19 protein-coding genes are annotated in these 26,021 nt (G+C 61.3%); 8 read left to right on the forward strand and 11 right to left on the reverse strand.

Annotation, left to right across the window (positions count from 1 at the left end; genetic code table 11):
- Positions 1 to 88: 88 nt before the first annotated feature.
- Positions 89 to 4,000 carry an ATP-dependent RNA helicase HrpA gene (hrpA, locus tag EI969_RS05770; protein ID WP_160386430.1) on the reverse strand — a complete coding sequence of 1,304 codons (3,912 nt, stop codon included), beginning with the start codon at positions 3,998 to 4,000 and terminating at the stop codon, positions 89 to 91.
- A 189-nt stretch (positions 4,001 to 4,189) separates the two neighbouring features.
- On the reverse strand, positions 4,190 to 5,908 hold the full coding sequence (gene aceK / locus EI969_RS05775; RefSeq protein WP_160386432.1) for a bifunctional isocitrate dehydrogenase kinase/phosphatase: 1,719 nt from the start codon (positions 5,906 to 5,908) through the stop codon (positions 4,190 to 4,192).
- Positions 5,909 to 6,067: 159 nt separating this feature from the next.
- Between aceK and EI969_RS05780 the strand changes: the two genes are divergently transcribed.
- Positions 6,068 to 6,976, forward strand: coding sequence for a DMT family transporter (locus EI969_RS05780; RefSeq protein ID WP_160386434.1), 909 nt, complete (start codon positions 6,068 to 6,070; stop codon positions 6,974 to 6,976).
- Between the two features lie 106 nt (positions 6,977 to 7,082).
- On the opposite strand, the gene EI969_RS05785 is transcribed toward EI969_RS05780, so the two are convergent.
- The 6 genes from EI969_RS05785 to EI969_RS05810 form a co-directional block, all read right to left on the reverse strand.
- Complete coding sequence (locus tag EI969_RS05785) at positions 7,083 to 8,663, reverse strand: aldehyde dehydrogenase (NADP(+)) (protein ID WP_160386436.1); 1,581 nt, start codon at positions 8,661 to 8,663, stop codon at positions 7,083 to 7,085.
- Positions 8,664 to 8,785: 122 nt separating this feature from the next.
- Positions 8,786 to 9,781 (reverse strand): AraD1 family protein, encoded by a 996-nt coding sequence (gene araD1, locus EI969_RS05790; protein WP_160386438.1) that lies wholly within the window; start codon positions 9,779 to 9,781, stop codon positions 8,786 to 8,788.
- A gap of 53 nt (positions 9,782 to 9,834) precedes the next feature.
- Complete coding sequence (locus EI969_RS05795) at positions 9,835 to 11,010, reverse strand: L-rhamnonate dehydratase (protein WP_160386440.1); 1,176 nt, start codon at positions 11,008 to 11,010, stop codon at positions 9,835 to 9,837.
- Between the two features lie 311 nt (positions 11,011 to 11,321).
- On the reverse strand, positions 11,322 to 12,326 hold the full coding sequence (locus EI969_RS05800; protein ID WP_160386442.1) for a 4-hydroxythreonine-4-phosphate dehydrogenase PdxA: 1,005 nt from the start codon (positions 12,324 to 12,326) through the stop codon (positions 11,322 to 11,324).
- On the reverse strand, positions 12,323 to 13,282 hold the full coding sequence (locus tag EI969_RS05805) for an amidohydrolase (RefSeq protein WP_160386444.1): 960 nt from the start codon (positions 13,280 to 13,282) through the stop codon (positions 12,323 to 12,325). The genes EI969_RS05800 and EI969_RS05805 overlap by 4 nt, the downstream gene beginning before the upstream one ends.
- Positions 13,275 to 14,600: an MFS transporter gene (locus EI969_RS05810; RefSeq protein WP_160386446.1), complete on the reverse strand. Its 1,326-nt coding sequence runs from the start codon at positions 14,598 to 14,600 to the stop codon at positions 13,275 to 13,277. Before EI969_RS05810 ends, EI969_RS05805 begins: the two co-directional genes overlap by 8 nt.
- 412 nt (positions 14,601 to 15,012) lie before the next feature.
- On the opposite strand from EI969_RS05810, the gene EI969_RS05815 reads away from it, so the two are divergent.
- The 4 genes from EI969_RS05815 (at position 15,013) to EI969_RS05830 (ending at position 19,164) form a co-directional block, all read left to right on the forward strand.
- Positions 15,013 to 16,026: a tripartite tricarboxylate transporter substrate binding protein gene (locus EI969_RS05815; RefSeq protein ID WP_160386448.1), complete on the forward strand. Its 1,014-nt coding sequence runs from the start codon at positions 15,013 to 15,015 to the stop codon at positions 16,024 to 16,026.
- Positions 16,027 to 16,078: 52 nt separating this feature from the next.
- Entirely contained in the window at positions 16,079 to 16,612 is a 534-nt protein-coding gene (locus EI969_RS05820; protein WP_160386449.1) for a tripartite tricarboxylate transporter TctB family protein, read from the forward strand.
- Positions 16,609 to 18,138: a tripartite tricarboxylate transporter permease gene (locus EI969_RS05825; RefSeq protein ID WP_160386451.1), complete on the forward strand. Its 1,530-nt coding sequence runs from the start codon at positions 16,609 to 16,611 to the stop codon at positions 18,136 to 18,138. Before EI969_RS05820 ends, EI969_RS05825 begins: the two co-directional genes overlap by 4 nt.
- A gap of 69 nt (positions 18,139 to 18,207) precedes the next feature.
- Positions 18,208 to 19,164, forward strand: coding sequence for a LysR family transcriptional regulator (locus tag EI969_RS05830; protein ID WP_160386453.1), 957 nt, complete (start codon positions 18,208 to 18,210; stop codon positions 19,162 to 19,164).
- 36 nt (positions 19,165 to 19,200) lie between these two features.
- Here EI969_RS05830 and EI969_RS05835 read toward each other — a convergent pair whose 3' ends face one another.
- The 3 genes from EI969_RS05835 to cysK all read right to left on the reverse strand — a co-directional run bounded on the left by EI969_RS05835 (position 19,201) and on the right by cysK (position 22,537).
- On the reverse strand, positions 19,201 to 20,064 hold the full coding sequence (locus EI969_RS05835) for a DMT family transporter (protein ID WP_160386455.1): 864 nt from the start codon (positions 20,062 to 20,064) through the stop codon (positions 19,201 to 19,203).
- Between the two features lie 352 nt (positions 20,065 to 20,416).
- A complete protein-coding gene (locus tag EI969_RS05840; RefSeq protein WP_160386458.1) occupies positions 20,417 to 21,355 on the reverse strand; it encodes an aspartyl/asparaginyl beta-hydroxylase domain-containing protein in 939 nt (312 codons plus the stop codon).
- Between the two features lie 207 nt (positions 21,356 to 21,562).
- Complete coding sequence (gene cysK, locus EI969_RS05845; protein WP_160386460.1) at positions 21,563 to 22,537, reverse strand: cysteine synthase A; 975 nt, start codon at positions 22,535 to 22,537, stop codon at positions 21,563 to 21,565.
- A 127-nt stretch (positions 22,538 to 22,664) separates the two neighbouring features.
- Between cysK and EI969_RS05850 the strand changes: the two genes are divergently transcribed.
- From EI969_RS05850 to EI969_RS05860, 3 genes are all read left to right on the forward strand, one after another.
- Positions 22,665 to 23,741 carry a DUF748 domain-containing protein gene (locus EI969_RS05850; RefSeq protein ID WP_160386462.1) on the forward strand — a complete coding sequence of 359 codons (1,077 nt, stop codon included), beginning with the start codon at positions 22,665 to 22,667 and terminating at the stop codon, positions 23,739 to 23,741.
- A gap of 148 nt (positions 23,742 to 23,889) precedes the next feature.
- The gene (locus EI969_RS05855) at positions 23,890 to 24,735 is read left to right on the forward strand and encodes a MoxR family ATPase (RefSeq protein WP_007911294.1); all 846 of its coding nucleotides are present in this window, start codon (positions 23,890 to 23,892) and stop codon (positions 24,733 to 24,735) included.
- 12 nt (positions 24,736 to 24,747) lie between these two features.
- Positions 24,748 to 25,926: a VWA domain-containing protein gene (locus EI969_RS05860; protein ID WP_110658508.1), complete on the forward strand. Its 1,179-nt coding sequence runs from the start codon at positions 24,748 to 24,750 to the stop codon at positions 25,924 to 25,926.
- Positions 25,927 to 26,021: the final 95 nt, after the last annotated feature.

Here is a 26,021-nt window from a genome sequence, read left to right on the forward strand (position 1 = left end):
AGATGGCCAACCTGTAGGAGCCGGCTTGCTGGCGATAGCGCCTTGAAGAACGCCATCGCCAGCAAGCCGGCTCCTACAGGGGGCTCGGTCAGGGCTCTACCTGACTCCACTGCTTGTTCAGGCGCTTGTCGGAGATCGGCACCTTGGTCCCCAGTTGCTGCGCAAACAGCGACACCCGGTATTCCTCCAGCCACCAGCGATACAACTCCAGCTGCGGATCGCGCTTGCCTTCCTGGGCGTGTTTGTTGGCGCGGGTCTGGTATTGCGTCCACAGGCCGCTCAACTCGCCACTCCAGACCCGGTCGCGCTGCACCTGGGCGCCGATTTTTTCGAAGCGCTGCTCGATGGCCTTGAGGTAACGCGGCAACTCCTTGAGCCACTGCATCGGCGTTTCCCGGACAAACCCCGGATACACCAGGTGGCTGAGCTGCTGCTTGATGTCGTTCAAGGCCACGGCTTGCGCCAGGTCGATCTTGCCCTTGAAGCGCTTTTGCAGGCCGTGCCAAAGCTTGAGGATTTCCAGGGTCAGCTTCGCCACGCGCTCGGCGTGCTCGGTCCAGGCGCCACGTTTGCGCTCGGCCAGCGACGCCAGACCGGCGCCATCACGGGGCAACGGGTCTTCGCCTTCGAGAATGCAGCTGTCGAGGCTGGCCAGCAGAATATCTTCCACCAGCGCATCGACACGCCCCATGTCGCGGTACAGCAGGCCCAGTTCGGTCAGGCCCGGCAACTTGCCACGGAGGAACTTGGCAGGTTCGGCCAGTTGCTGCATCAGCAAGCGTTGCAAGGCACGGCGATGCTGGAACTCGGCCTCGGCCGGGGTCGAGAAACGCCCTTCCTTGACCGTGCCTGCCTCTTCAACCAGCGCCGGATAGACCGTCATCGACAGCCCGGCGATCTTCTGTTGGGTTTTTTCGGCCACCGCGGCGAACACTTTCGGCTCTACCGGCTGCTGGCTCTTCGCGGTTTGCGGCACCGCCAACGCGGCCTGGCTGGCCTCGGCGAAACGCGCAGTCAGCTCGGCCAGATCGCGACCTTCGCCGAGGAACTTGCCCTGGGCGTCGACGATTTCCAGGTTCATCCGCAGATGGCTTTCGACCTGTTGCGCGGCCTCGGCCCAGGCTTCGTCGCTGACCCGTGCACCGGTCATGCGCAGCAACTCTCGGCCCAGCGCCTGGGGCAGCGAGCCTTCGGCAAAGGTCATGCGCTGCAAGGCCGCCTTGACGAAGTCCGGCACCGGCACGAAGTTCTTGCGCAGGGCCTTGGGCAGGTTGCGCACAAGGGCAATGCACTTGGCTTCAATGACGCCCGGCACCAGCCATTCCAGGCGTTCCGGCGGCAACATCGGCAACAGCGGTGCCGGCACGCGCAGGGTCACGCCATCCCGAGGATGGTTGGGTTCGAAGTGGTAGCTGAGCGCCAACTCCAGATCGCCGATGTGCAGCGTGTCCGGGTAGTGCTGGGCGGTGACTTCGCTGGCCTCGCGGGCCAGCACGTCTTCTTCGCGCATGATCAGCAGCTGCGGGTCTTTCTGGCTGTTGATCCGGTACCAGCTGTCGAAGGTCGCGGTCTGATGGATCTCCGCCGGCAGCCGTGCGTCGTAGAAGGCGTACAGGGTTTCTTCGTCGGCGAGGATGTCGCGACGGCGGGCCTTGGCTTCCAGTTCGTCGAGCTGTTCCAGCAATTGCTTGTTGGCCGTCAGGCACTTGGCCTTGGACTGAATCTCGCCGCGCACCAACGCTTCGCGGATGAACAGTTCGCGGGACACCACCGGGTCCACCGGGCCGTAATGCACCGGCCGACGCCCGACCACGATCAGCCCGAACAGGGTGATCTGCTCGAACGCAACCACCTGGCCGCGCTTCTTCTCCCAGTGCGGTTCGAAGTGGTTTTTCTTGATCAGGTGCCCGGCCAGCGGCTCGATCCAGTCGGCATCAATCTTCGCCACCATGCGCGCGTAGAGCTTGGTGGTTTCCACCAATTCGGCCGTCATCAGCCACTGCGGGCGCTTCTTGCCGATGCCCGACGACGGGTGAATCCAGAAACGCCGCTGACGCGCGCCGAGGTAATCGCCCTCTTCGGTCTTCTGCCCGATCTGGCTGAGCAGGCCAACCAGCACGGCTTTGTGCAGTTTCGGATAGTCCGCCGGCTCTTTATTGAGGCTCAACTGCATGTCGCGGCAGATCAGGCTCAACTGGCGATGGGAGTCACGCCACTCGCGCAGGCGCAGGTAATTCAGGAAGTTCTTGCGGCACCAGTTGCGCAGCGGGCTGGCGGTCAGCGCCTGGCGCTGCTCTTCGAAACCACGCCACAGATTGACCAGTCCGGCGAAGTCCGAGTCGACATCTTTCCACTGAGCGTGGGCCTGATCCGCCGCTTGTTGGCGTTCCGGCGGACGCTCGCGCGGGTCCTGGATCGACATGGCGCTGGCGACGATCAGCACTTCCTGCAAGCTGCCGAGTTTCGCCGCTTCCAGCAACATGCGGCCCATGCGCGGGTCCACCGGCAGGCGCGCCAGTTGGCGACCGAGCGGGGTCAGTTGACTGTTGCGATCCACCGCCGAGAGTTCTTGCAGCAGGTTGTAGCCATCGCTGATGGCCTTGCCATCCGGCGGCTCGATAAACGGGAATGCCGTGACCTCGCCAAGGCGCAGATGCAGCATCTGCAAGATGACCGCGGCAAGGTTGGTACGCAGGATTTCCGGATCGGTAAATTCCGGGCGCCCGAGGAAGTCTTCTTCGCTGTAGAGGCGGATGCAGATACCCGGCTCGACCCGCCCGCAGCGGCCTTTACGCTGGTTGGCGCTGGCCTGGGAAACCGCTTCGATCGGCAGGCGCTGGACCTTGGCCCGGTAGCTGTAGCGGCTGATGCGCGCGGTGCCGCTGTCGATCACGTAGCGGATGCCCGGCACGGTCAGCGAGGTTTCCGCGACGTTGGTCGCCAGCACCACCCGACGACCCGGGTGCGACTGGAAAATCCGCTGCTGCTCGGCTGGTGACAGTCGCGCGTACAGCGGCAGGATTTCGGTGTGCTTGAGCTGGGCCTTGCGCAGCATGTCGGCGGCGTCGCGAATCTCGCGCTCACCGGGCAGGAACACCAGCACGTCACCCGGACTGCGGCGCTCGCTGCGCTCATAGGCGGCGATTTCGTCGAGGGTGGCGAGGATCGCCTGATCCACCGTCAGGTCGTCCTCGACGCGGTTGCCCTCTTCGTCCTGCTCAAGCGTCAGCGGGCGATACCAGGTGTCCACCGGGAACGTGCGCCCGGAGACTTCGACAATCGGTGCATCGTCGAAATGCCTGGAGAAGCGCTCAAGGTCGATGGTCGCCGAAGTGATGATGACTTTCAGGTCCGGGCGACGCGGCAGCAGGGTTTTCAGGTAACCGAGCAAAAAGTCGATGTTGAGGCTGCGTTCGTGGGCTTCGTCGACGATGATCGTGTCGTAGCGTTCCAGATAGCGGTCGTTCTGGGTTTCCGCCAGCAGGATGCCGTCGGTCATCAGTTTGATCAGGGTGTTGGAATCGCTCTGATCCTCGAACCGCACCTGATAACCGACCAGCGCGCCCAGCGGCGTGCCGAGTTCTTCGGCGACCCGGCTGGCGACGCTGCGCGCAGCGATCCGGCGCGGCTGGGTGTGGCCGATCAGGCCATGCTGGCCGCGCCCGATTTCCAGGCAGATCTTCGGCAACTGGGTGGTTTTACCCGAGCCGGTCTCACCGGCGATGATCAGCACCTGATGCTTTTCCAGCGCCTTCTTGATTTCGTCGCGCTTGGCCGCGATCGGCAAACTGTCGTCGTAACGAATCACCGGCAGGCTGGCGCGGCGCGCCAGCACCTGCTCACAGGACGCCTGCATGCGCGCCACCCACTGGGCCAGCTTGGCCTCGTCGGGTTTCTTGCGCAGCTCAAGCAACTGCCGCCGCAGCCGGTGGCGGTCGGCGAGCATGGCGTGATCGAGGTTTTTCAGCAGTTTGTCGATGGAGGGCGATTCGTCGGTCATCGGGTACGCAATTCAGTCGTCTAGTGGCGCAGGGTGCGGATTGTCGCAGATTTGAAGGTTGAGCGAGATCCCTTGTAGGAGCGAGCTTGCTCGCGATGAACTCAAGAACGCCACGGGGTGTCAGGTTTCCCGCGTCACCGTTAACGACCATCGCGAGCAAGCTCGCTCCTACAGGGATTCGTACCGGTGCTACTCGCTATCGAGACCCTTGCGCCGATACGGGAATACATCGATCACTTTGCCGCCCCGAATCGCTTCCTGCAGGCTCTTCCAGTAATCGGCGTTATACAACTCGCCATGCAACTGATCGAACAACTTGCGTTGCCCGAAATCGGCAAACAGGAATGGCGGAAACTCCTCCGGGAACACGTCCAGCGGTCCGATCGAATACCACGGCTCGGAAGCCATTTCGTCTTCCGGGGTGCGCGGTTGCGGGATATGGCGGAAGTTGGCCTCGGTGAGGAAGCAGATCTCGTCGTAATCGTAGAACACCACCCGGCCATGACGGGTGACGCCGAAGTTCTTCAGCAGCATGTCACCGGGAAAGATGTTGGCCGCCGCCAGTTGCTTGATCGCCAGCCCGTAGTCTTCCAGGGCTTCGCGCACCTGAGCCTCGTTGGCGTTTTCCAGGTACAGGTTCAACGGCGTCATGCGGCGCTCGGTCCAGCAGTGACGGATCAGCACCGTATCGCCTTCCACCGACACCGTGGACGGCGCAACTTCCAGCAGTTCCTCCAGGCACGCCGGATCGAACTTGCTCAGCGGGAAACGAAAGTCGGCGAATTCCTGGGTATCGGCCATGCGCCCTACCCGGTCGACACTCTTCACCAGACGGTACTTCTCGATCACCGTGGCGCGGTCGACGTTTTTCGATGGCGAGAAACGGTCCTTGATGATTTTGAACACGGTGTTGAAACCCGGCAGGGTGAACACGCTCATGACCATGCCGCGCACACCGGGGGCCATGATGAACTGGTCGTCGGTGTTGGCCAGGTGGTTGATCAGCGCCCGGTAGAACTCGGACTTGCCGTGCTTGTAGAAGCCGATAGAGGTGTACAGCTCGGCAATGTGCTTGCCCGGCAGGATACGCCGCAGGAAGCCGATGAACTCTGCCGGCACCGGCACATCCACCATGAAATACGAGCGGGTGAAGGAAAAAATGATCGACACGTCCGCCTCGTCGGTGATCAGCGCATCGATCTGGATCCCGCGACCTTCCAGGTGCAGCAATGGAATCGCCAGCGGCCACTGCTCGTCGGCGGTATAGATGCGCCCGACCAGGTACGCGCCTTTATTGCGGTACAGCACCGAGGAAAACAACTCGACGCTGAGCTCCGGGTCCTTGCACACCCAGTCCGGCAGGTTCTCGCGCAGTTGCGCTTCGAGGCGCTTGAGGTCGCCGGGCAGGTCGGCGTAGTCCTCGCTGAAGCGGTAGTCGGCGAAAATGCTGGCGAGCATCACCGACAATTGGCCGTGCGGCTTGTAGGTGCGGGTTTGCGCGGCCCGGGCCCGACGCAGGCTCGGCCGGGTGGTGTGAATGAACATGCAGCCGTCGCTGATCAGGTCATGGCTGAACAGCCCACAGAAGATCGAGTTGTACCAGGTCTCGGACAGCTCATCGTCAAAACGCAGGTCGATCAGGCTGATGTAGGCGCTTTTGACCAGCGGCCAGCAGCTGACGTCCAGCGTGTCGGCATCAAACGCGGTGCGCAGTCGGTCCACCGTTTCACCGACCTTGTCTTCGTACAGATTGATCCGCGCCGCCGACGCCGATTGCGTCTCCTGCCACCTGGCTTGCTCGAAGCGGGCCCGGGCGCCGTCGGTGATCTGCCGGAAATGCTCGCGGTAATCGTCAAAGCCATCGAGGATCAAGCGGGCGATGTCGGCGGCTGGCCATTGCTGCGGCATGGTGAGACCTCTGCGGGAATTCGGGAGCCCTGAGCTTAGCCAGTGAAGCGGGTGCAGGAGAAGCGTAATTTTGCGGGCGAATTGAATGCCCGGTTTTCGGTTGCCATCGGTCACACACTCAGCAACACTTTCGCCCCTCCATCAAGGAAGGACCGCGCTGTGAACCCCGTCGATATTTTCCGTTTACTGTCCCTGGCGGCCATTTGGGGTGCGAGTTTTCTGTTCATGCGCATCATCGCCCCGGTGATCGGCAGCATTCCAACCGCTTTTTTCCGTGTATCCATCGCCGCTGCCGGACTGCTGGTGATACTCGGGCTGATGCGCATCAGTTGGGATTTCAAGGGCAAGCTCAAGACCGTGATGCTGCTCGGGGTGATCAACTCCGGGGTTCCGGCGACGCTCTATTCGGTGGCCGCGCAGGTGCTGCCCGCCGGTTATTCGTCGATTTTCAATGCCACGACGCCCTTGATGGGCGTGCTGATCGGCGGCCTGTTTTTCCATGAAAGGCTCACTGGCGCCAAGCTCGGCGGCGTGTTCCTGGGGCTGTTCGGCGTGGGCGTGCTGACCCGTGCCGGCCCCGTGGCGTTCGATATGCAACTGCTGATGGGAGCCATTGCCTGCCTGCTCGCGACCACTTGCTACGGCTTTGCAGGGTTTCTGGCCCGGCGCTGGCTCGATCAGGCCGGTGGACTCGACAGCCGTTTGTCGGCATTGGGCAGCATGCTCGGCGCGACATTGTTCCTGTTGCCGCTGTTCGGCTACAGCGTGATCAGCCAACCACCGGCGAGCTGGGGCGGCTGGAGCGTGTGGCTGTCGTTGCTGGGGTTGGGACTGGGATGCACGGCGTTTGCGTACATCATTTACTTCCGGCTGCTGAGCTCGATCGGCCCGGTGAAATCGATGACCACGACCTTTCTGATCCCGCTGTTCGGGGTGCTGTGGGGAGGGCTGTTTCTCGATGAGCCGCTGTCGATGGCGCATGTCTATGGCGGGGTGTTGATTGCGGTGGCGTTGTGGATGGTATTGAAGCCGGCTGCGGTGAAGGTGGCTGAGGTGACTGCCAGGTAATTCGATGGTGTTGCTGATGACGCCATCGCTGGCAAGCCAGCTCCTACAAGGGCCTGCGTACAACCCTGTGGGAGCTGGCTTGCCAGCGATGGCGGCCGCTCAGGCACTACAAGGCTGAAGCACTGACCTCCCCATCCACCAACCGCCGAATCCCCAGCGGATTAGCGTTCTGCAAAGCCTCGGGCAGCAACGCATCCGGGTAATTCTGGAAGCACACCGGCCGCAGGAAACGGTCAATCGCCAAGGTGCCAACGGAGGTGCCACGAGAGTCCGACGTCGCCGGGTACGGCCCTCCGTGGACCATCGCCTCACAGACCTCGACCCCGGTCGGATAGCCGTTGAGCAAGATCCGCCCGACTTTCTCTTGCAGCACTTCAGCCAGCCAGTGGTACTCCAGTAACTCTTCGGCCTCGCCGATCAACGTCGCGGTCAATTGCCCGCGCAGGCCATGCAACGCTGCCGCCAACTGCGCACGATCCTCGACTTCGATGACGATGGTGGTCGGCCCGAACACTTCCTCTTGCAGCAACCCATCGCCCTTGAGCAACAGGCTGACATCGGCCTTGAACACTTGCGGTTGTGCCTGGCTGCCCTGTTGTGGCTGGCCCGCCAGATGGGTGAGGCCCGGATGCTCGAGCAGCTCGCCAAGGCCCCGGCCATAGCTGGCCAGCGCACCGGCGTTGAGCATGGTTTGTGGCGGTTGCTGATTCATGCTCGCGCAAAAGGTTTCCAGGAATGCGCTGAACTGCGGTGAACGCAGGCCGATGACCAGGCCCGGGTTGGTGCAGAACTGGCCGCAACCCAACGTCACCGAACCGGCCAGTTGCGCCGCGATCTGCTCGCCGCGCACCTTGAGGGCTTCGGGCAGCAGGAACACCGGGTTGATGCTCGACATCTCGGCAAACACCGGAATGGGTTGTGGCCGGGTCGCGGCCATGTGGCTCAAGGCATTGCCCCCCTTGAGCGAACCGGTGAAGCCGACGGCCTGAATCGCCGGATGCTTGACCAGCCATTCGCCAACGCCACCGCCATAAATCATGTTGAACACGCCGGCCGGCATTTCCGTGCGTTCGGCGGCGCGGATGATCGCGTCCGCTACCCACTCGGCGGTCGCCATGTGTCCGCTGTGGGCCTTGAACACCACCGGGCAACCGGCGGCCAGCGCCGAGGCGGTATCGCCCCCGGCGGTGGAAAATGCCAGCGGAAAGTTACTGGCGCCGAACACCGCCACCGGCCCCAGGGCGATGCGGTACTGACGCAGGTCCGGGCGTGGCAACGGCTGGCGATCCGGCAATGCGCGGTCGATGCGCGCACCGTAGAAATCACCGCGACGCAGCACCTTGGCGAACAGGCGCAACTGGCCGCTGGTACGCGCGCGTTCACCTTGAATACGTCCGGCGGGCAACGCGGTTTCGCGGCACACGGTGGCGACGAAATCATCACCCAGCGCATCGATTTCATCGGCGATGGCATCGAGGAACGTTGCGCGCTTTTCAGCGCTGAGGTTGCGGTAGATCGGGTAAGCCGCAGCCGCCGCTTTCGCCGCGGCATCCACTTCGGCTTCGCTGGCCTGGAAGAAGGTAACGGGCAAGGGCTCGCCGGTGGTGGCGTCGAGGCTGTGCAACTGCAAAGTACCGTTGGCGCTGCGGCGACCGCCGATGTAGTTGTGTCCGAGAAGTGTGGTCATGTGGGATTCCTTGATCGATTGCAGACCCTGTAGGAGCCGGCTTGCCGGCGATGGCGATCGATCAGTCAACATCGGCGTCGCGCGCCAAATCGCTATCGCCGGCAAGCCGGCTCCTACAAGGGTTAAAGCGTGCGCACCTGACCGATGCCGAGCGGCTGGGCGCTTTCGCCGATACCGTTGACCAGCGGCGCGCCGAACTCATCGAGGCTGATCTGGAAGCTGTCTCCCGGCTGGGTCTTTACCCCGTCGGCAAACGACAGAGTGGCGGTGCCGAAGTAATGCACGTGCACATCACCGGGACGCAGGAACTGCGCGTACTTGAAGTGATGAAACTCCAGGTTGGCCAGGCTGTGGCACATGTTGTCCTCGCCGCTGAGAAACTCCTTTTCCCAGATCGTTTCACCGTTGCGCTTGATCCGGCTGGTGCCGACCAGGTGCCGGGGCAACTCGCCCACGCGCAACTCCGGACCGTAAGAGCAACTGCGCAGTTTCGAATGGGCGAGGTACAGGTAGTTGCGACGCTCCATCACATGGTCGGAGAACTCATTGCCCAGTGCATAACCCACGCGGTACGGCTGGCCGTCGTCGCCAATCACGTAGAGTCCGGTGAGTTCCGGTTCTTCACCGGCGTCTTCGGCAAACGGCGGCACCGGGAAGTCCGCGCCGGGTCGCACGACGATGCTGCCGTCCCCTTTGTAGAACCACTCCGGCTGCGCACCCACCTGCCCTGCCGGCGGTTTTCCACCTTCCAGGCCCCATTTGAAAATGCGCATGGTGTCGGTCATGCCGGCTTCGACCTCACCGTCATGCTGATGCATTTTGTCCCGTGCCGAAGCACTGCCCAAATGGGTCAGGCCAGTGCCGCTGATCAGGCAATGCGCCGGGTCTTCGTGGTCCAGCGGCGGCAGAACCTTGCCCTGCTGCAGCAGCAGCGCATAGTCAGGACCAGGCTCGGTGCCGCGCAGCGCAACTTCTTCCTGCAGGCTGCGCTGGGCGCGGATTGCCGCGAGTGCCAGCTCACGGGTGCTGCCGGTGGCTTGCAGCACCTGGACTTGCGAACCCTCGACGAGTCCGACCTGGCGCTGCCCGGCGGTGTTTTCGAATTGAATCAGGCGCATGGCGGCCCTCCAGAAAGTCAGGGTTGGCGCCGCCCGGAGGCGGCGCCTGAAGGTCACTCGATGATGTTGAAGTCGCTCAGGTACTCATCGGAGATTTCCAGGCCCAGGCCCGGCTTGTCGTCGTCGAGCTGGATGTAGCCGTTGACCGGTTGCGGCTCGCCCTTGAACACGTAGTAGAAGAGTTCGTTGCCGACCTCGACGTCGAACACCGGGAAGAACTCGGCCATCGGCGAAGCGGTGGTGGACATGGTCAGGTGATAGTTGTGCATCTGTCCGGCGTGCGGAATGACCGGCACCGACCAGGCTTCGGCCATGGCGTTGATCTTGCGCGCGGCGGTGATGCCACCGACGCGGTTGGTGTCGTACTGGATCACGTCGACGGCGCGACGCTCCAGCAGGTCCTTGAAGCCGTAGGAAGTGAACTCATGCTCACCGCCCGAGATCGGCATGATCCCCATCTTTTTCAGCTCGATGTAGCCTTCGATGTCGTCGGCAATCACCGGTTCTTCAAGCCAGCGCGGTTCGAACTCGGCCAGTTTCGGCAACATGCGCCGGGCGTACTCGAGGGTCCAGCCCATGTAGCATTCGAGCATGATGTCGACGTCGGGGCCGGCCAGCTCACGCAGGGCGCGCACTTGTTCGATGTTGCGACGCATGCCCGCCGGGCCGTCCTTCGGGCCATAGCCGAAGCGCATCTTCAGCGCGGTGAATCCCTGGCTCAGATAGCCCTGCGCTTCTTCGAGGAACAGGTCGAGGTTGTCGTTGGCGTAGAGCTTGGAGGCGTAGGTCCAGATCTTTTCCTTGGTGCGACCGCCAAGCAGCTTGAACACCGGCTTGTTCACCGCTTTGCCCATGATGTCCCAGATCGCGATGTCGATCGCCGAGATCGCCGCCATGCCGATGCCCTTGCGGCCCCAGGCGTGGCTCTGGCGGTACATCTTCTGCCAGATGTATTCATTGTCGAACGGGTCTTCGCCAATGGCGATCGGTGCCAGGTAGGTGTCGATGATTTCCTTGGCCACACGCGGCGCCAGGGCGCAGTTACCGATGCCGACAAGACCGGTGTCGGTCTCGACTTCCACCACCAGCCAGCCGTGGAAACGGAACGAGCCCATGGCATCGCCACGTTCGAACAGGATGTCGCTGGCATTGGTGCAAAAGTGCGCCTGAGGTGGGACGACTTTGCCTTTCCACTCGAAAACGCGGGTACGGATCGCTTTGATTTTCATGAATACAGTCCTTGGGCTACCGGCCTTCTTGTCATTGTTGGTCGTGTACGCAGAGCCTCTTGATCGGTGGGCTCCGGCATTCGATGGGCCGACTTTAGCCAGCGCCCGGGGGTTGCGGATAATCACTTATGCGTATCCGGCGATAACCTGGGGTGATAGCAAAAACCGATTATTGAGTAGATCGAGTTATCAGCCTTTCCACAAAACTGTAGGAGCCGGCTTGCTGGCGATTGCAGTCCGTCAGGCACCTGAAAAGTGTCTGCCAGACCGCATCGCCAGCAAGCCGGCTCCTACAGGGGTATTGCGTGGTGTCAGTGGCGGTTGCGGCCCATCCGGCAGGCAATTTCGAACGCCTGGCGCGTCGCGCCGACGTTGGCCTTGCCCTGCCCTGCGATGTCGAACGCGGTGCCATGGGCCGGGGTGGTGATCGGGATCGGCAACCCGCCCTGCACCGTCACGCCACGGGAGAAGCCCATCAGCTTGATCGCGATCTGGCCTTGGTCGTGATACATGGTGACGACCGCGTCGAAGGCACTGGCGTCGCCCTGGACCTTGAGGAAAATCGTGTCCCCCGGATACGGGCCCTCCGCAGCAATCCCCAGCGCCTGCGCCGAGCGCACCGCCGGACCGATGATGTCCAGCTCTTCGCGGCCGAACGAGCCGTTGTCACCATTGTGCGGATTCAAACCGCAAACACCGATCCGCGGCTTCTCCAGGCCGTTGCGCTTGAGCGCCGTGTCGATCAACTGGATCGCTTCCACCACCCGCTGCTGACTGAGCAAGCCCGGCACATCGGCCAGGGCCACGTGGGAGGTCACCCTTGAAGTCCACAGGTTGTCGAGCACGTTGAATTCGCAGAACGGCCCGTGGAAACCCAGCAACTCGGCGAACCAATGCAACTCGTCGCTGTGGGCCATACCGGCCATGTGCAGCGAAGTCTTGTTAAGCGGCCCGAACAGTATCGCGTCAGTGGTGCCGGCTTCGGTCAGGCGCAGGGCTTTTTCCAGGGTGTCGAGGCTGTAGCGACCGCCAATCACACTGGCTTCGCTGCGCGGGAACTCGCCAACGGTGTCGCCACGAAAGTCATAAAACAGCGGCGTGTCATCGACAAACTCCAGCCGCTCCAAAGCGTCCACGCGCCGATAAGGAAACTCGGTGCCGGCAATGCGCATGCCGCGGCGCATTTCCGCCTCGTCGGCGATCAGGATCACGTTGGCCTTGTTGCGTACTTCGGGTTCGGCGAGCAGGCGTGCGATCAACTCAGGGCCGATGCCCGCCGGGTCACCCAGGACCATGGCGATGGTGGATTTTTTCATGCTTCACTCCTCGAGGGTTCAGGCCACGCCCGGTCAATGGCGCAAGGCTCGCAGCGATAAACCCGCTGCGCGTTGCTGTAGAACAGTCGCTCCTGATCGGCCACTGGCAGATCGGCGACAATGGATTTGAAACCGCTGTAGATGTCGTCGAACGAGCCGCACAGGCTGTCCACGGGAAAGTTGCTGGCAAACATCGCGCGATGGCTGCCGAACATCGCGATCACTTCGCGCACGATCCAGGCGTTGTCCTTGGCGCGCCAGCGCTGGCCGCCCTGCCCCAGACCGGAAATCTTCACCTGCACGTTCGGCCACTGGGCCAGCCGCGCCATCGCCAGCCGCCAACCCGCAAGGCCTTCGGCACTACGGTCATTGGGCAAACCGGCGTGGTTGAGAATCAGCGTGACACCAGGAAAATCCCGGGCCAGCCGTTCGGCCTCGTGCAGGTTCCACCAGGGTGTCTGCAGGTCGAAATGCAGGCCCAGCCCTTCGAGCGCGGCATAGCTGCGGCGCCAGTGTTCGTCGCTCATCAGGCTGCGCATGTGCCCGACTTGCGAGGGGGCGATCGGGCCACCGGGTTTGTGGCGGACGCTGCGCACACACTTGAAGCCGGCCTGTTCGGTCAGCACATCGATGGCGTCCGGATGATCGAGCCAGGCTTGCGCCACAACCGCATTCGGCACGCCGTAACGGGCGGCCAGTTGCTCGATGAAACGGGTTTCGCCAATCGGGTCCTGCGGGTTCCATTCGGTCTCGATGTACACCGTCTGCACGACGTTGTGGGAACCCGCATCGGCGAAGTAATCCTCGGGAAAATAGCGGCGCTTGATGGCGCTGTAATCACCGTAGCGAAACGGGATACTGGCCTCGGGGGCGAGCCAGGGATGATCGTTGAGGGTCGGGTCCCAGAAGTGATGATGGGCGTCGATGATCGGGCCGCTCCATAACGGATTAGTCATGGCGCACCTCATCCAGGCTGATGAACAGCGTGGCCAGCACGAACACCGCCGAGCAAGCCGCGAAGAACCCCAGCACCGGAGCAAAACCACCGGACACTTGCAGGATCACGCCCACCAGGATCGGCACCGCGATGCCGCCGGTGCTGCCGGCCATGTTCATCACACCGCCGATCAGGCCGACCCGTGCCGGTGCCGCCAGTAGCGCCGGGAAACTCCAGTAGAGGCTGCCCCACATCAGGAAAAACGCGGTCATGGCCAACAGCGCCACAGCCGCAAAAGGATCGCTGAGGGTCGGCAGCAACAGGAATGCGCCGAGCGCTACCAGGCCGGAAAACGCCAGCAGGCTCTTGACCGCCACGGCGCGGCTGACGCCTTTGCGGATCAAACCGTCGCAGAGGAAACCACCGGTCAACGAACCCAGGGCGCCGCAGACGAAGATCACGAACGTCGCCGCGCCAATGCCCTTGATATCGAACCCGCGAGCCTGGGACAGATAGCTTGGCCCCCAGGTCAGCAGACCGAAATACACCATTGCCCAACTGGCCCGCCCGATCAGCAGAGCGCTCAGGGAACGGGCGGCGATGCCCAGGCCCTTGACCGGTGCGCGTGCGGCTTCGGCGGCAGGGGTGGCGCGTCCGGCGTTGATTTTCTGCAACTCCGGTTCATTGACCTGCGGGTGGCTGGCCGGGTCATCGCGCAGATAACGCCGCGCCAGCAAGGCCAGCACCAGGGTCGCGATACCGGCGATGACAAAGGCCAACCGCCAGGAGTCCAGCGAGGCAATCAGATAGGCAATGATCAATCCGCCCAGCGCCACACCCAGCGGGCTGCCGCTGTCCATCAGCACCGCGCCGCGACTGCGTTCGCCCGGGGCCAGCCACAGCGAAATCAGTTTGCCGCCCGATGGGAACAGCGGCGCTTCGGCGGCGCCTAACGCAACCCGTGCAAACAACAACGACAGGCCGCCGGTGGCAAACGCCGCCAACACCTGGAACGTGCCCCACAAACCGGTTGACCAACTGATGACCCGGTGCGGACCGAAACGGTCGATCATCCAGCCACCGGGAATCTGCAACAACGCATAGGCCCAGAAAAAGCTGCTGAGGATCAGACCCTGCATGCCGGGTGACAAGGAAAACTCTTGGGCGATGGTCGGCATCGCGATGGACAGCGAAACCCGGTCGATCAGGTTGACCATGGTCAGCGCGAAAATGATCGCGAAGATCCGCCAGCGCACATTGCTGGCCTTGGCGGTTGCCACCGCTGCGGGCGAAGCACCTGCGCCAGGCAGATGCAGGGAAGCACTGGAACGAGCCATGGTGCGTACCTCTTTTATTATTTTTGTGGTGATGCAAAACGTTCGATCTGTAGGAGCCGGCTTGCTGGCGATGGCGGCGCATCAACCAGCATTGATGGCGCCTGACACACCGCTATCGCCAGCAAGCCGGCTCCTACGGAATGGGTGTTGTTGAGCACTATCGGAGGCTCATCGATAACCGTCTAATCAAAACTTGAAATCGGGTGATAGCCCCGGGTTATGTCATGCCCTGCTTTCAACGACCTTTCAACGTTTCTGCGCCGAGGTATAACCCCAGGCTATCGGTGTATGTATTGTTTTGACTAGACGCGGCGACGGCACGTTCCCACACTCGGGCCAGGCTTGCGGCTTTACAGCGCAGACAAGCCGCTCATAACAATTACAAAAAACACAAAAACGAGGCCATTCCATCATGCGAAATGCATTCGTCCGTCGCACATCCCGTCTGTTTCTTGGCTGCACACTGGTCGCCGCCGGCGCCCTTCCCGCCCTCGCTCACGCCTGGCAACCGGACAAGAATGTCGAAATCGTCGTGGCTGGCGGCCCTGGTGGCGGCACCGACCAACTCGGTCGCCTGATCCAGTCGATCATCACCACGCACAAGCTGCTCGACGTCAACACCATCGTCCTCAACAAGGGCGGCGGCAATGGCGCCGAAGCGTTCCTCGACATGAAAATGAACAAGGGCGATGCCGAGAAACTGGTGATCGGCACCAACAACATCTACCTGTTGCCGCTGGTGTCCAAGCTCGGTTACCAGTGGCAGGAATTGACGCCGATTGCCGCCGTCGCCGAAGACGACTTCATCCTCTGGAGCTACAAAGGCGCGCCGTGGAAGGACGCGAAAAGCTTCTACGAGGCGGTCAAGGCTGATCCGTCGAACCTGCGCATGGGTGGCAGCCAGTCCAAGGATGTCGACCAGACCCTGACCCTGCTGCTCAACCAGACCACCAACAGCAAACTGGTGTACATCCCGTTCAAGAGCGGCAGTGAAGCCGCGACCCAATTGGCCGGCAAACACATCGCCGCCAACGTCAACAACCCCAGCGAAAGCATCAGCCAATGGCGTGGCGATCAGGTCGAGCCGCTCTGCGTCTTCAGTAAAGAGCGCATGGCCTACACTGAAAAAGTCGCCGGCGATAAATCCTGGGCCGATGTTCCGACCTGCCACGAACAAGGCCTGGGCATCGATCAGTACCGCTTTCCGCGCACCGTGTTCATGCCAGGCGACATCAGCGCCGAACAACGGGCGTTCTATGTCGAGCTGATGCGCAAAGTCACCCAGACCGATGAGTTCAAGGCCTACGTGAAGCAGAACGCATTGGTGCCGACCTTCCTCGAAGGCGAACCGCTGACCGCCTACATCGAAAAAGACACCGCCCGCGTCACCCCGGTATTCAAAGAAGCCGGCTGGCTGAAAAACTGAGTTGTCGCGGCCGCTCGCCTGCGGGCGGTCGTCATCTGCTGGAGGTGTTTTCATGTCCCATTCTTCGGATTCACCGGCGCTGGTCGGCACCCGTTGGGTCGAACTCGGCCTGGCGTTGTTCACCACCCTGATCGGCGCCGTGGTGATGTTCGGCAGTGTCGAACAAGGCATCGGTTGGGGTGATGCCGGCCCCGAGCCGGGTTACTTCCCCTTTTACATCGGCCTGATGTTGAGCGCCGCGAGCATCGCCAACGGCGTGCTGACCCTGGTGCGCTGGCAAGTCTTGAGCGTTGCGTTCGTCAGTCGCAGTGCTTTCAAACAAGTGATGTCGGTGTTCGTGCCGATTGCACTGTTTGTCGGCGCCATGCCCTTTACCGGGATCTATGTGGCGTCGGCGTGTTTCATTGCCTGGTTCATGTGGCGTGACAAGGTCCGCGCCAAGCCCTACGGCAAATGGATGATCGGCAGCGTGTCCCTGGGCGCGGTGCTGGCCAGTTACCTGATTTTCGCACTGTGGTTCAAGGTGCCGCTGGATGCCGGCCCGATGGGCGACTGGATTGCCCTGGCCGGGAGAAATTTCAAATGAGCGAGTTCGATTCCCTGCTGCAAGGCATGAACCTGATCCTCACGCCGGGCCATATCGGCCTGATGGTGATCGGCGTGCTGCTGGGCATTCTGGTCGGCGTTCTGCCCGGCCTTGGCGCCCCCAACGGCGTGGCACTCTTGCTGCCATTGACCTTCACCATGTCGCCGGTGTCGGCGATCATCCTGCTGTCGTGCATGTATTGGGGCGCGCTGTTCGGCGGCTCGATCACCTCGATCCTGTTCAACATCCCCGGAGAGCCGTCATCGGTGGCGACCACCTTCGACGGTTACCCGATGGCCCGCGAAGGGCGCGCCGCCGAAGCCCTGACCGCCGCGTTCAGTTCGGCCCTGATCGGTGCCCTGTGCGGGGTGTTGCTGCTGACATTCCTGTCGACGCGGATTGCCGAGTTCGCCATGTCCTTCAGTTCGCCGGAGTTCTTTGCGGTGTACCTGTTGGCGTTCTGCACCTTCATCGGCATGAGCAAGAACCCGCCGCTGAAAACCGTGGTGGCGATGATGATCGGTTTCGCCATGGCCGCCGTCGGTATGGACACCGTATCGGGCAACCTGCGCCTGACCTTCGACCAGCCGATCCTGATGACCGGCATCAGCTTTGAAGTAGCGGTGATCGGTCTGTTCGGCATCGGCGAAATTCTCTGCACCGTCGAGGAAGGCCTGGTGTTCCGTGGCGAGCATGCGCGGATCACGCCAATGGTCATCCTGCGCACCTGGGCGAAATTGCCGCGCTACTGGTGGACGATCGTGCGCAGCACCCTGGTCGGTTGCTGGATGGGCATCACACCGGGCGGCCCCACCGCCGCGTCGTTCATGAGCTACAGCCTGGCGCGGCGTTTCTCGAAGAACCGCGACAACTTCGGCAAGGGTGAAATCGAAGGCGTGATCGCCCCGGAAACCGCCGACCACGCGGCCGGCACCAGTGCCCTGCTGCCGATGCTGACCCTGGGCATTCCAGGTTCCGCCACCGCTGCAGTGATGCTCGGCGGCCTGATGATCTGGGGCCTGCACCCGGGGCCGACGCTGTTTGTCGAGCAACACGATTTTGTCTGGGGCCTGATCGCCAGCATGTACCTGGGCAACGTGGTGAGTCTGATCGTGGTGCTGGCCACCGTGCCGTTGTTCGCCTCGATCCTGCGCATTCCGTTCTCGATCATCGCGCCGATCATCATCATGGTCTGCGCCATCGGTGCCTACTCGGTGCACAACTCGTTCTTCGACGTGGTGCTGATGCTCGGCTTCGGTGCGCTGGGTTATCTGTTCAAGAAACTCGGCTACCCGATTGCGCCGCTGGTGTTGGCGGCGGTGCTGGGCGACAAGGCCGAAGATGCATTCCGCCAGTCGATGCTGTTCTCCGACGGGCACCTGGGGATTTTCTGGTCCAACCCGTTGGTGGGCAGCCTGACCACGGCAGCCCTGCTGATGCTGTTCTGGCCGTTGATTTCCAAAGCACTGCAAACGTTGATCGGCCTGCGCAAATCCGGGGTCGCCAAGACTAAATCGGTGCTGTGACACAGCAATGCTGGCAACGCCTGGCAATTGTTGTCAGGCTTGCCGCAGTCTTTCTTGCGAGTCGAGCCCATGACCCGAACGCCTGATGTTCGAATTCCAGAAGCCAACGTGATCCACAGTCGACTGCGCCTGCGCCAACTGCGGTTGATGCTGGCGTTGCAGGAGTTCGGCTCGTTACGCCGTGCCGCCGACCACATCGGCATGACCCAACCGGCGGCGACCAAAATGCTCCATGAAGCCGAGGACCTGCTGGGCGTCGAACTGTTCGAACGCCTGCCCCGGGGCATGCGCTCAACGCCGTTCGGGGAAACGGTCATCTACTACGCGCGCATGGTGTTCGCCGAACTCAGCGGCATGCGCGAAGAGCTGGTCGCCCTGCAATCGGGCAACCTTGGCCGGGTCGCAGTCGGGGCCATTCCGGCGCTGGCTTCGGGGCTGCTGACGCGCACCATCGCGACCTTGAAACAAAGCCATCCACGTTTGTCGATGAGCATTCAGGTCGACACCAGCGACGTACTGGTACAGGCGCTTTTACAGGATCAGCTGGATATCGTGCTGGGGCGGATTCCGGCCGGTGCCCGGGCCGAGGAGCTGCTGTTCGACAGCCTCGGCGAAGAAGCGCTGTGCGTGATTTCCGGGGCACAGAATCCACTGGCCAAGGCCACACAACTGAGCTGGGCCGAACTGCAGAACATGACCTGGGTCCTGCAACAGCAACCCAGCCCGATGCGCGCGATCATCAACCAGGTGTTCCACAACGCACGGGTCGATATCCCGAGCAGCATCGTCGAAACCACGTCGATCATGACCTTGCTGTCGTTGATTCAGCAGACCGACATGCTCGGCGTCACGCCGCTGTCGGTGGTCGAGGATTATCCCGGCCGCGATCTGCTCGCGGTGCTGCCGATCAAGTTCGAGGCACGGCTGCCACCCTTCGGGCTGATCACCCGACGTCATCGCATTCAGTCGTCGGCGATGCAGGCGTTCATGAATTCGGTGCGGGCCGAGCACGCGCTGGCGAAATGAAAAAGGCCCGGAGCAGCGCTCCGGGCCTTCTCGGTTTTACCCAGTTTTACGGAAGACGAACACCAGACCGACGATGATCAACAGCATGCCGAACAGGCTCAACATCGCCAGGCGATTGCCGAAGATCAGATAGTCCATCACCGCCGTGACCGCCGGCACCAGGTAAAACAGGCTGGTGACGTTCACCAGATTGCCCCGGGCGATCAAGCGGTACAGCAACAACGTCGCCAACACCGACACCACCAGCCCCATCCACAGCACCGGCACGATGAAACCGCTGCCGTGCTCGAAGTGAAACGGCTGGAAGGGTACGAAAATCCCGCACAACAGCAGTCCGGCCAGATATTGCACCGGCAGTGTGCCGAGAGGATTGTCGGTGATGCGTTTCTGCATGATCGAACCGAACGTCATGCTCGCCAGCGCCAGCAAGCCGAACAGCATCCCGGCCAGCGACATCCCGGCCAGGCCGATGCCCTGATAGACCACCATGATCAACCCGGTCAGGCCCAGGGTCAGGCCGAACAGGCGGCTCCAGGACCGCTGGCGTTCCATCAGCACCACGGTGAGGATCGGCTGCACGCCCATGATGGTCGCCATCACCCCGGGCGTGACTTTGAGGTCGAGGGCCAGCAGATAGAAAATCTGATAAGCCCCCAACAGCACCACGCCGGTCGCCATCGCATACAGCATCGGTTTGCCGCCCTTGGGCAACTTCAGCTTGAGCAAGGGCACCAGTAACACCAGGCCGCAGAGCGCGATGACAAACCGAAACATCAGGAAGGCAAAGGGTGACGCGTGGGCCAGCCCCCATTTGGAGAAGATCGCCCCGCTGCTCCACAGCAGGACGAACAGGCTCGTGGACGCCGCCGCGAGCGCGGATTTTTTCGAAAGGACAAACATGAATACCACCTGTAGTCAGGCAACAAGCCAACTCAGCCGAAGCTGAAATTCAGTCGTTTTTTTCAGGCGGGCTGGGGGAACAGCAGAAAGCAGCTGATCAGCCCGAAACGCCAACGCCTGGCGGTGATACGACTGCGCACACCGGCGTGCGGCTGACAGGTGGGGGGTAATGACTGATCTGCCCGGGCTGCTGATTCCCGCACGGCACGACGCCAGCGTTGACCGCTGAATCGACTACCGCGTTGATGAGGGATGCAGGCATTGGGCTGATCTTTGTTCGAGGGAAAAGAAAGGGAGTCCGAAACTCACCGTGCGCCGACTATAACCAGCGTTCGACATGGATTGCAACGACTCAGCCAAACAACCAATACCCCAATAACGTCAGCACCGCCACCGCCAGCACCGGGCGCAGCAAACGGTAGGCCTTGGGGTTGCGTCGTTTCCATTGCTTGACCGCTCCACTGATTTTATCGCTGGAGTTCTTGCTCCAGGCGTAGACCCGGTTGATCCCGCCGACACGCTCGTCGTCCAGGTTCTGAGGGGCGGTGGCACGTCCCAGGCAGGCGCTGATACTGCGATTGATGCGGGTCATGAAGCGATTGTTCAGTGGTCGCTCGATATCGCAGAACAGGATGACCCGGGTCTTTTCTGTTTCATTCTTGACCCAGTGCACGTAGGTCTCGTCGAACATCACGTCTTCCCCATCGCGCCAGGCGTAAACCTGACCGTCGACGAAGATGCGGCAATCATCGGAATTGGGGGTGGACAGGCCCAGGTGATAACGCAAGGAGCCGGCAAACGGATCGCGATGCGGGTTGAGGTGGCTGCCACCGGGCAGCAGCGCAAACATGGCGCCTTTGACATTGGGAATGCGGCTGAGCAGCTCCACGGTTCTCGGGCACAAGGCTTCGGCAGAAGGCAGCGGTTTGTCGTACCACTTGAGATAGAAACGCTTCCAGCCCTTCTTGAAGAACGAGCCAAAACCGGCATCGTTGTTCTTTGCCGCCGCGCGTATATACCCCTCGTCGAACAAGTGCATCGCCTCGTCGCGAATCACCTCCCAGTTGTCCTTGAGTACATCCAGTTCGGGGAACTTGCTGCGGTCCAGATAGGGTTTGGAGGGCACGCCGGAAAACAGGTACATCAAGGCGTTATAGGGGGCGAACAGGGCCGAATGGTTAACGAACTGGCGTAAAACAGGTAACCGCGCCTTGCCGCGTAAATGCACATACAGGGTACTGCCCAGAAAGAGCAGCAACAACGAGGCTTTAGCGGCAAACGATAAGGTCATCAACAACTCCTTTGAAGATAAACGATACTGCGCCATGTCCCTTGCCCGACATGGCTGCCAGCATGATAAACACTAGCGACCCGTTGAAAAACCTGCACTTTTCAACATTCACCGTTAATGAATATGCAACAAACCATTTCTTAACATGAGGCACCTGAACGGCGGCTGATGCGATCCCATCATCAACCGGACCCGTTCAATGGATCGTTACTGCTGATTCTCCTGGTCGGTAAACAGATCACTGAACAGCATGCTCGACAGATAACGCTCACCGGAATCGGGCAGGATCACGACGATGGTCTTGCCCTGCATTTCCGGGGTCTCCGCCAGCCGCACAGCCACTGCCATGGCGGCGCCGCAGGAGATGCCGCACAAAATCCCTTCTTCCTGCATCAGGCGCAAGGCCATGGCCTTGGACTCTTCGTCGCTGACCAGCTCCACACGATCGACAATCGACAAATCAAGGTTCTTCGGCACAAAACCGGCACCGATGCCCTGGATCTTGTGCGGGCTCGGCTTGATCTCCTCACCGGCCAGGGCCTGGGTAATCACCGGCGACACCACGGGTTCCACCGCCACCGAGATAATCGGTTTGCCCTGCGTATTCTTGATATACCGCGAAACCCCGGTGATGGTTCCCCCGGTTCCGACGCCTGCCACCAGCACATCGACCGCGCCGTCGGTATCGTTCCAGATTTCCGGGCCGGTGGTTTTTTCGTGGATGGCCGGGTTGGCCGGGTTGTCGAATTGCGCCGGCATGAAGTACTTCGACGGGTCGCCGGCAACGATTTGACCGGCTTTTTCGATGGCACCTTTCATGCCTTTGGCCGGCTCGGTCAACACCAGTTCGGCACCCAGTGCCTTGAGCACCTTGCGCCGCTCGATACTCATGGACGCCGGCATGGTCAGCATCAGCTTGTAGCCACGGGCGGCGGCCACGAAAGCAAGGCCAATGCCGGTATTGCCCGAGGTCGGCTCGACGATGGTCATGCCCGGCTTGAGTTTACCGCTGCTCTCGGCATCCCAGATCATGTTCGCGCCGATCCGGCACTTCACCGAGTAACCGGGGTTGCGCCCTTCGATCTTGGCCAGGATGGTCACTCCACGCGGCGCAATGCGATTGATCTGCACCAGCGGTGTATTGCCGATGGAGTGGGCGTTGTCAGCGAAAATGCGGCTCATGGCTGGGTCCTTAACGACAGCAAAAAGAGGGCATCAAGGTAAGCCTCTTGCCCGCAGGCGTCCAGTCAGGTCGAACGTCCGCTGATCAGTGCAGTCAATGGCTTTAGATCGCCAGAGATTTGCCACCATGAAACGTCGATACAGCTGGCCCCTGTGGACCCTCATCGGCCTCGTTGCACTGTTGATATCGCTACACATCGCCCTGCCCTATCTGGTGCGCGACTACCTGAATGAGCGGCTGGCGGACATGGGCGACTATCGGGGTCAAATCACCGACGTGGACCTGGCCCTGTGGCGCGGGGCCTACAAGATCAACGGCCTGAAAATCGTCAAGGTCGAGGGCAAGGTTCCGGTGCCCTTCGTCAACGCGCCACTGATCGATCTTTCGGTGAGTTGGCACTCACTCTGGTACGACCATGCGGTGGTGGCCGAAGTGCAGTTCATTCGTCCCGAGGTCAACTTCGTCGACGGCGGGGCCAACAAGCAAAACTCCCAGACCGGCCAGGGCACCGATTGGCGCGCCCAGTTAGGCAAGCTGCTGCCCATCACCCTGAACGAAGTGCGGATCAGCGACGGCAAGATCAGCTTTCGCAATTTCAATTCCAAACCGCCGGTGAACATGAACGCCACAAAAGTCGATGCGAGCATTTTCAACCTGACCAACGTGGTCGATACCAAAGGCAAGCGTGATGCGCGTTTCGATGGCAAGGCCCTGCTGCTGGGGCATGCGCCACTGGAGACCACGGCCACTTTCGATCCCTTGAGCAACTTCGAAGACTTCGAATTTCGCTTGCGCGCCAGGGAAATCGAACTCAAGCGCATGAACGACTTCGCCGCGGCCTACGGCAAGTTCGACTTCAATGCCGGCCATGGCGACGTGGTGATCGAAGCCAAAGCCGACAAAGGGCGACTGACTGGCTATATCAAGCCGTTGCTGCGCGATGTCGACGTGTTCAACTGGCAGCAGGACGTGGAAAACAAGGACAAAGGGCTGTTCCGCTCGATTTGGGAAGCCCTTGTCGGCGGTACCGAGACCGTGTTGAAAAACCAGGGCAAAAACCAGTTCGCCACACGGGTCGAACTCAAAGGCAACGTACATCAGCAAGATGTCAGCGCGTTCCAGGCTTTTTTGCAGATTTTACGCAATGGTTTCATCCAGGCGTTCAATGCACGGTATGAACGACCCCAACCGGATGCAGGCTGAGTCACCAAGTGACGCTCCATTCAGAGACTGAATAGGCCGTCTGCGTTCACAGTCGACCGGGCACCGCGTTATAGTCGGGTACTACAACTATTTCGCCCCGCACCGCCCTGCCTCGTTCAGGTCGGCGTTACCGTTCGAGGATTAGCAGATGAAGTTCGAAGGCACCCAGGCCTACGTCGCCACCGATGACCTGAAGCTGGCGGTCAACGCCGCCATCACCCTGGAGCGGCCGTTGCTGGTCAAGGGCGAACCGGGCACCGGCAAGACCATGCTCGCCGAGCAACTGGCCGAATCCTTTGGCGCCAAGCTGATCACCTGGCACATCAAGTCCACCACCAAGGCTCACCAGGGCCTGTACGAGTACGACGCGGTCAGCCGCCTGCGCGACTCGCAACTGGGCAACGAAAAAGTCCACGACGTTCGTAACTACCTGAAAAAGGGCAAGCTCTGGGAAGCCTTCGAATCCGAGGAGCGGGTGATCCTGCTGATCGACGAAATCGACAAGGCCGACATCGAGTTCCCCAACGACCTGCTGCAAGAACTCGACAAGATGGAGTTCTACGTTTACGAAATCGACGAGACCATCAAGGCGAAGAAGCGGCCGATCATCATCATTACCTCCAACAACGAAAAAGAGCTGCCGGACGCGTTCCTGCGCCGCTGCTTCTTCCACTACATCGCCTTCCCCGACCGCACCACCCTGCAGAAGATCGTCGACGTGCACTACCCGGACATCAAGAAGGACCTGGTCAGCGAAGCGCTGGACGTGTTCTTCGACGTGCGCAAGGTGCCGGGCCTGAAGAAGAAGCCTTCGACCTCCGAACTGGTGGACTGGCTCAAGCTGCTGATGGCCGACAATATCGGCGAAGCGGTGCTGCGCGAACGCGATCCGACCAAGGCCATCCCGCCGCTGGCCGGTGCGCTGGTGAAAAACGAACAGGACGTGCAACTGCTGGAGCGTCTGGCGTTCATGAGCCGTCGCGGCACCCGCTAAGAGGCTGATGCCATGTTGCTCAACCTGTTCAATGAAATGCGCGCAGCCAAGGTGCCGGTCTCGGTGCGTGAACTGCTGGACCTGATCAACGCGCTGAAACAGCGCGTGACCTTCGCCGACATGGACGAGTTCTATTACCTGTCCCGGGCGATCCTGGTGAAGGACGAAAAGCATTTCGACAAGTTCGACCGGGCCTTCGGCGCCTACTTCAATGGCCTGGAAAAGCTCGACGATCATCTTCAGGCATTGATCCCCGAAGACTGGCTGCGCAAGGAGTTCGAGCGCTCGCTGACCGATGAAGAGCGCGCGGCGATCCAGTCCCTCGGCGGTCTGGACAAGCTGATCGAAGAGTTCAAGAAACGTCTCGAAGAGCAGAAGGAACGCCACGCCGGCGGCAACAAGTGGATCGGCACCGGTGGCACCAGCCCGTTCGGCTCAGGCGGTTTCAACCCGGAAGGCATTCGGGTCGGCGACGCTGGCAAACGCCAGGGCAAGGCGGTCAAGGTCTGGGACCAGCGCGAATACAAAAACCTCGACGACTCGGTCGAACTGGGCACCCGCAACATCAAGGTCGCCCTGCGGCGCTTGCGCAAGTTTGCCCGTCAGGGCGCGGCGGAAGAGCTGGACATCGATGGCACCATCGACCACACCGCCAAGGATGCCGGCCTGCTGAACATCCAGATGCGTCCGGAACGGCGTAACACCGTCAAGCTGTTGCTGCTGTTCGACATCGGCGGCTCGATGGACGCCCATGTGAAGATCTGCGAGGAGTTGTTCTCGGCCTGCAAGACCGAGTTCAAGCATCTGGAGTATTTCTACTTCCACAACTTCATTTATGAATCGGTGTGGAAGAACAACATGCGCCGCACCTCCGAGCGCACTTCGACCATGGACCTGCTGCACAAGTACGGCGCCGACTACAAAGTGATCTTCATCGGCGACGCCGCCATGGCGCCCTACGAAATCACCCAGGCGGGCGGCAGCGTCGAGCACTGGAACGAAGAAGCCGGTTACGTGTGGATGCAGCGGTTCAAGGAGAAGTACAAGAAGCTTATCTGGATCAACCCCTATCCGAAGGACACTTGGGGCTATACCTCATCGACCAACATCGTGAGGGATTTGATCGACGACCAGATGTATCCGCTGACCCTTCGCGGGTTGGAGGAAGGGATGCGGTTTCTTTCCAAGTAATCCTTGTAGCCCTTCAGGCCGCCATCGCTGGCAAGCCAGGCTCCCACAGGGATTGAGGTAGTTCACAAATTATGTGAGCAACCTCAATCCCTGTG

It is taken from the genome of Pseudomonas sp. PB101 (assembly GCF_009764265.1).
In the GTDB taxonomy this organism is placed as follows: Bacteria; Pseudomonadota; Gammaproteobacteria; order Pseudomonadales; family Pseudomonadaceae; genus Aquipseudomonas.

Excerpts from the sequence above, each read along its gene's own strand:
- EI969_RS05820 (WP_160386449.1), top strand. The coding sequence starts at position 16,079 with ATGTCCCATTCTTCGGATTCACCGGCGCTGGTCGGCACCCGTTGGGTC.
- EI969_RS05835 (WP_160386455.1), bottom strand. The coding sequence starts at position 20,064 with ATGTTTGTCCTTTCGAAAAAATCCGCGCTCGCGGCGGCGTCCACGAGC.
- EI969_RS05825 (WP_160386451.1), top strand. The coding sequence starts at position 16,609 with ATGAGCGAGTTCGATTCCCTGCTGCAAGGCATGAACCTGATCCTCACG.
- EI969_RS05860 (WP_110658508.1), top strand. The coding sequence starts at position 24,748 with ATGTTGCTCAACCTGTTCAATGAAATGCGCGCAGCCAAGGTGCCGGTC.
- EI969_RS05795 (WP_160386440.1), bottom strand. The coding sequence starts at position 11,010 with ATGAAAATCAAAGCGATCCGTACCCGCGTTTTCGAGTGGAAAGGCAAA.
- EI969_RS05815 (WP_160386448.1), top strand. The coding sequence starts at position 15,013 with ATGCGAAATGCATTCGTCCGTCGCACATCCCGTCTGTTTCTTGGCTGC.
- EI969_RS05850 (WP_160386462.1), top strand. The coding sequence starts at position 22,665 with ATGAAACGTCGATACAGCTGGCCCCTGTGGACCCTCATCGGCCTCGTT.
- araD1 (WP_160386438.1), bottom strand. The coding sequence starts at position 9,781 with ATGCGCCTGATTCAATTCGAAAACACCGCCGGGCAGCGCCAGGTCGGA.
- aceK (WP_160386432.1), bottom strand. The coding sequence starts at position 5,908 with ATGCCGCAGCAATGGCCAGCCGCCGACATCGCCCGCTTGATCCTCGAT.
- EI969_RS05855 (WP_007911294.1), top strand. The coding sequence starts at position 23,890 with ATGAAGTTCGAAGGCACCCAGGCCTACGTCGCCACCGATGACCTGAAG.
- cysK (WP_160386460.1), bottom strand. The coding sequence starts at position 22,537 with ATGAGCCGCATTTTCGCTGACAACGCCCACTCCATCGGCAATACACCG.
- EI969_RS05800 (WP_160386442.1), bottom strand. The coding sequence starts at position 12,326 with ATGAAAAAATCCACCATCGCCATGGTCCTGGGTGACCCGGCGGGCATC.
- EI969_RS05830 (WP_160386453.1), top strand. The coding sequence starts at position 18,208 with ATGACCCGAACGCCTGATGTTCGAATTCCAGAAGCCAACGTGATCCAC.
- EI969_RS05785 (WP_160386436.1), bottom strand. The coding sequence starts at position 8,663 with ATGACCACACTTCTCGGACACAACTACATCGGCGGTCGCCGCAGCGCC.
- EI969_RS05840 (WP_160386458.1), bottom strand. The coding sequence starts at position 21,355 with ATGACCTTATCGTTTGCCGCTAAAGCCTCGTTGTTGCTGCTCTTTCTG.
- EI969_RS05805 (WP_160386444.1), bottom strand. The coding sequence starts at position 13,282 with ATGACTAATCCGTTATGGAGCGGCCCGATCATCGACGCCCATCATCAC.
- EI969_RS05810 (WP_160386446.1), bottom strand. The coding sequence starts at position 14,600 with ATGGCTCGTTCCAGTGCTTCCCTGCATCTGCCTGGCGCAGGTGCTTCG.
- hrpA (WP_160386430.1), bottom strand. The coding sequence starts at position 4,000 with ATGACCGACGAATCGCCCTCCATCGACAAACTGCTGAAAAACCTCGAT.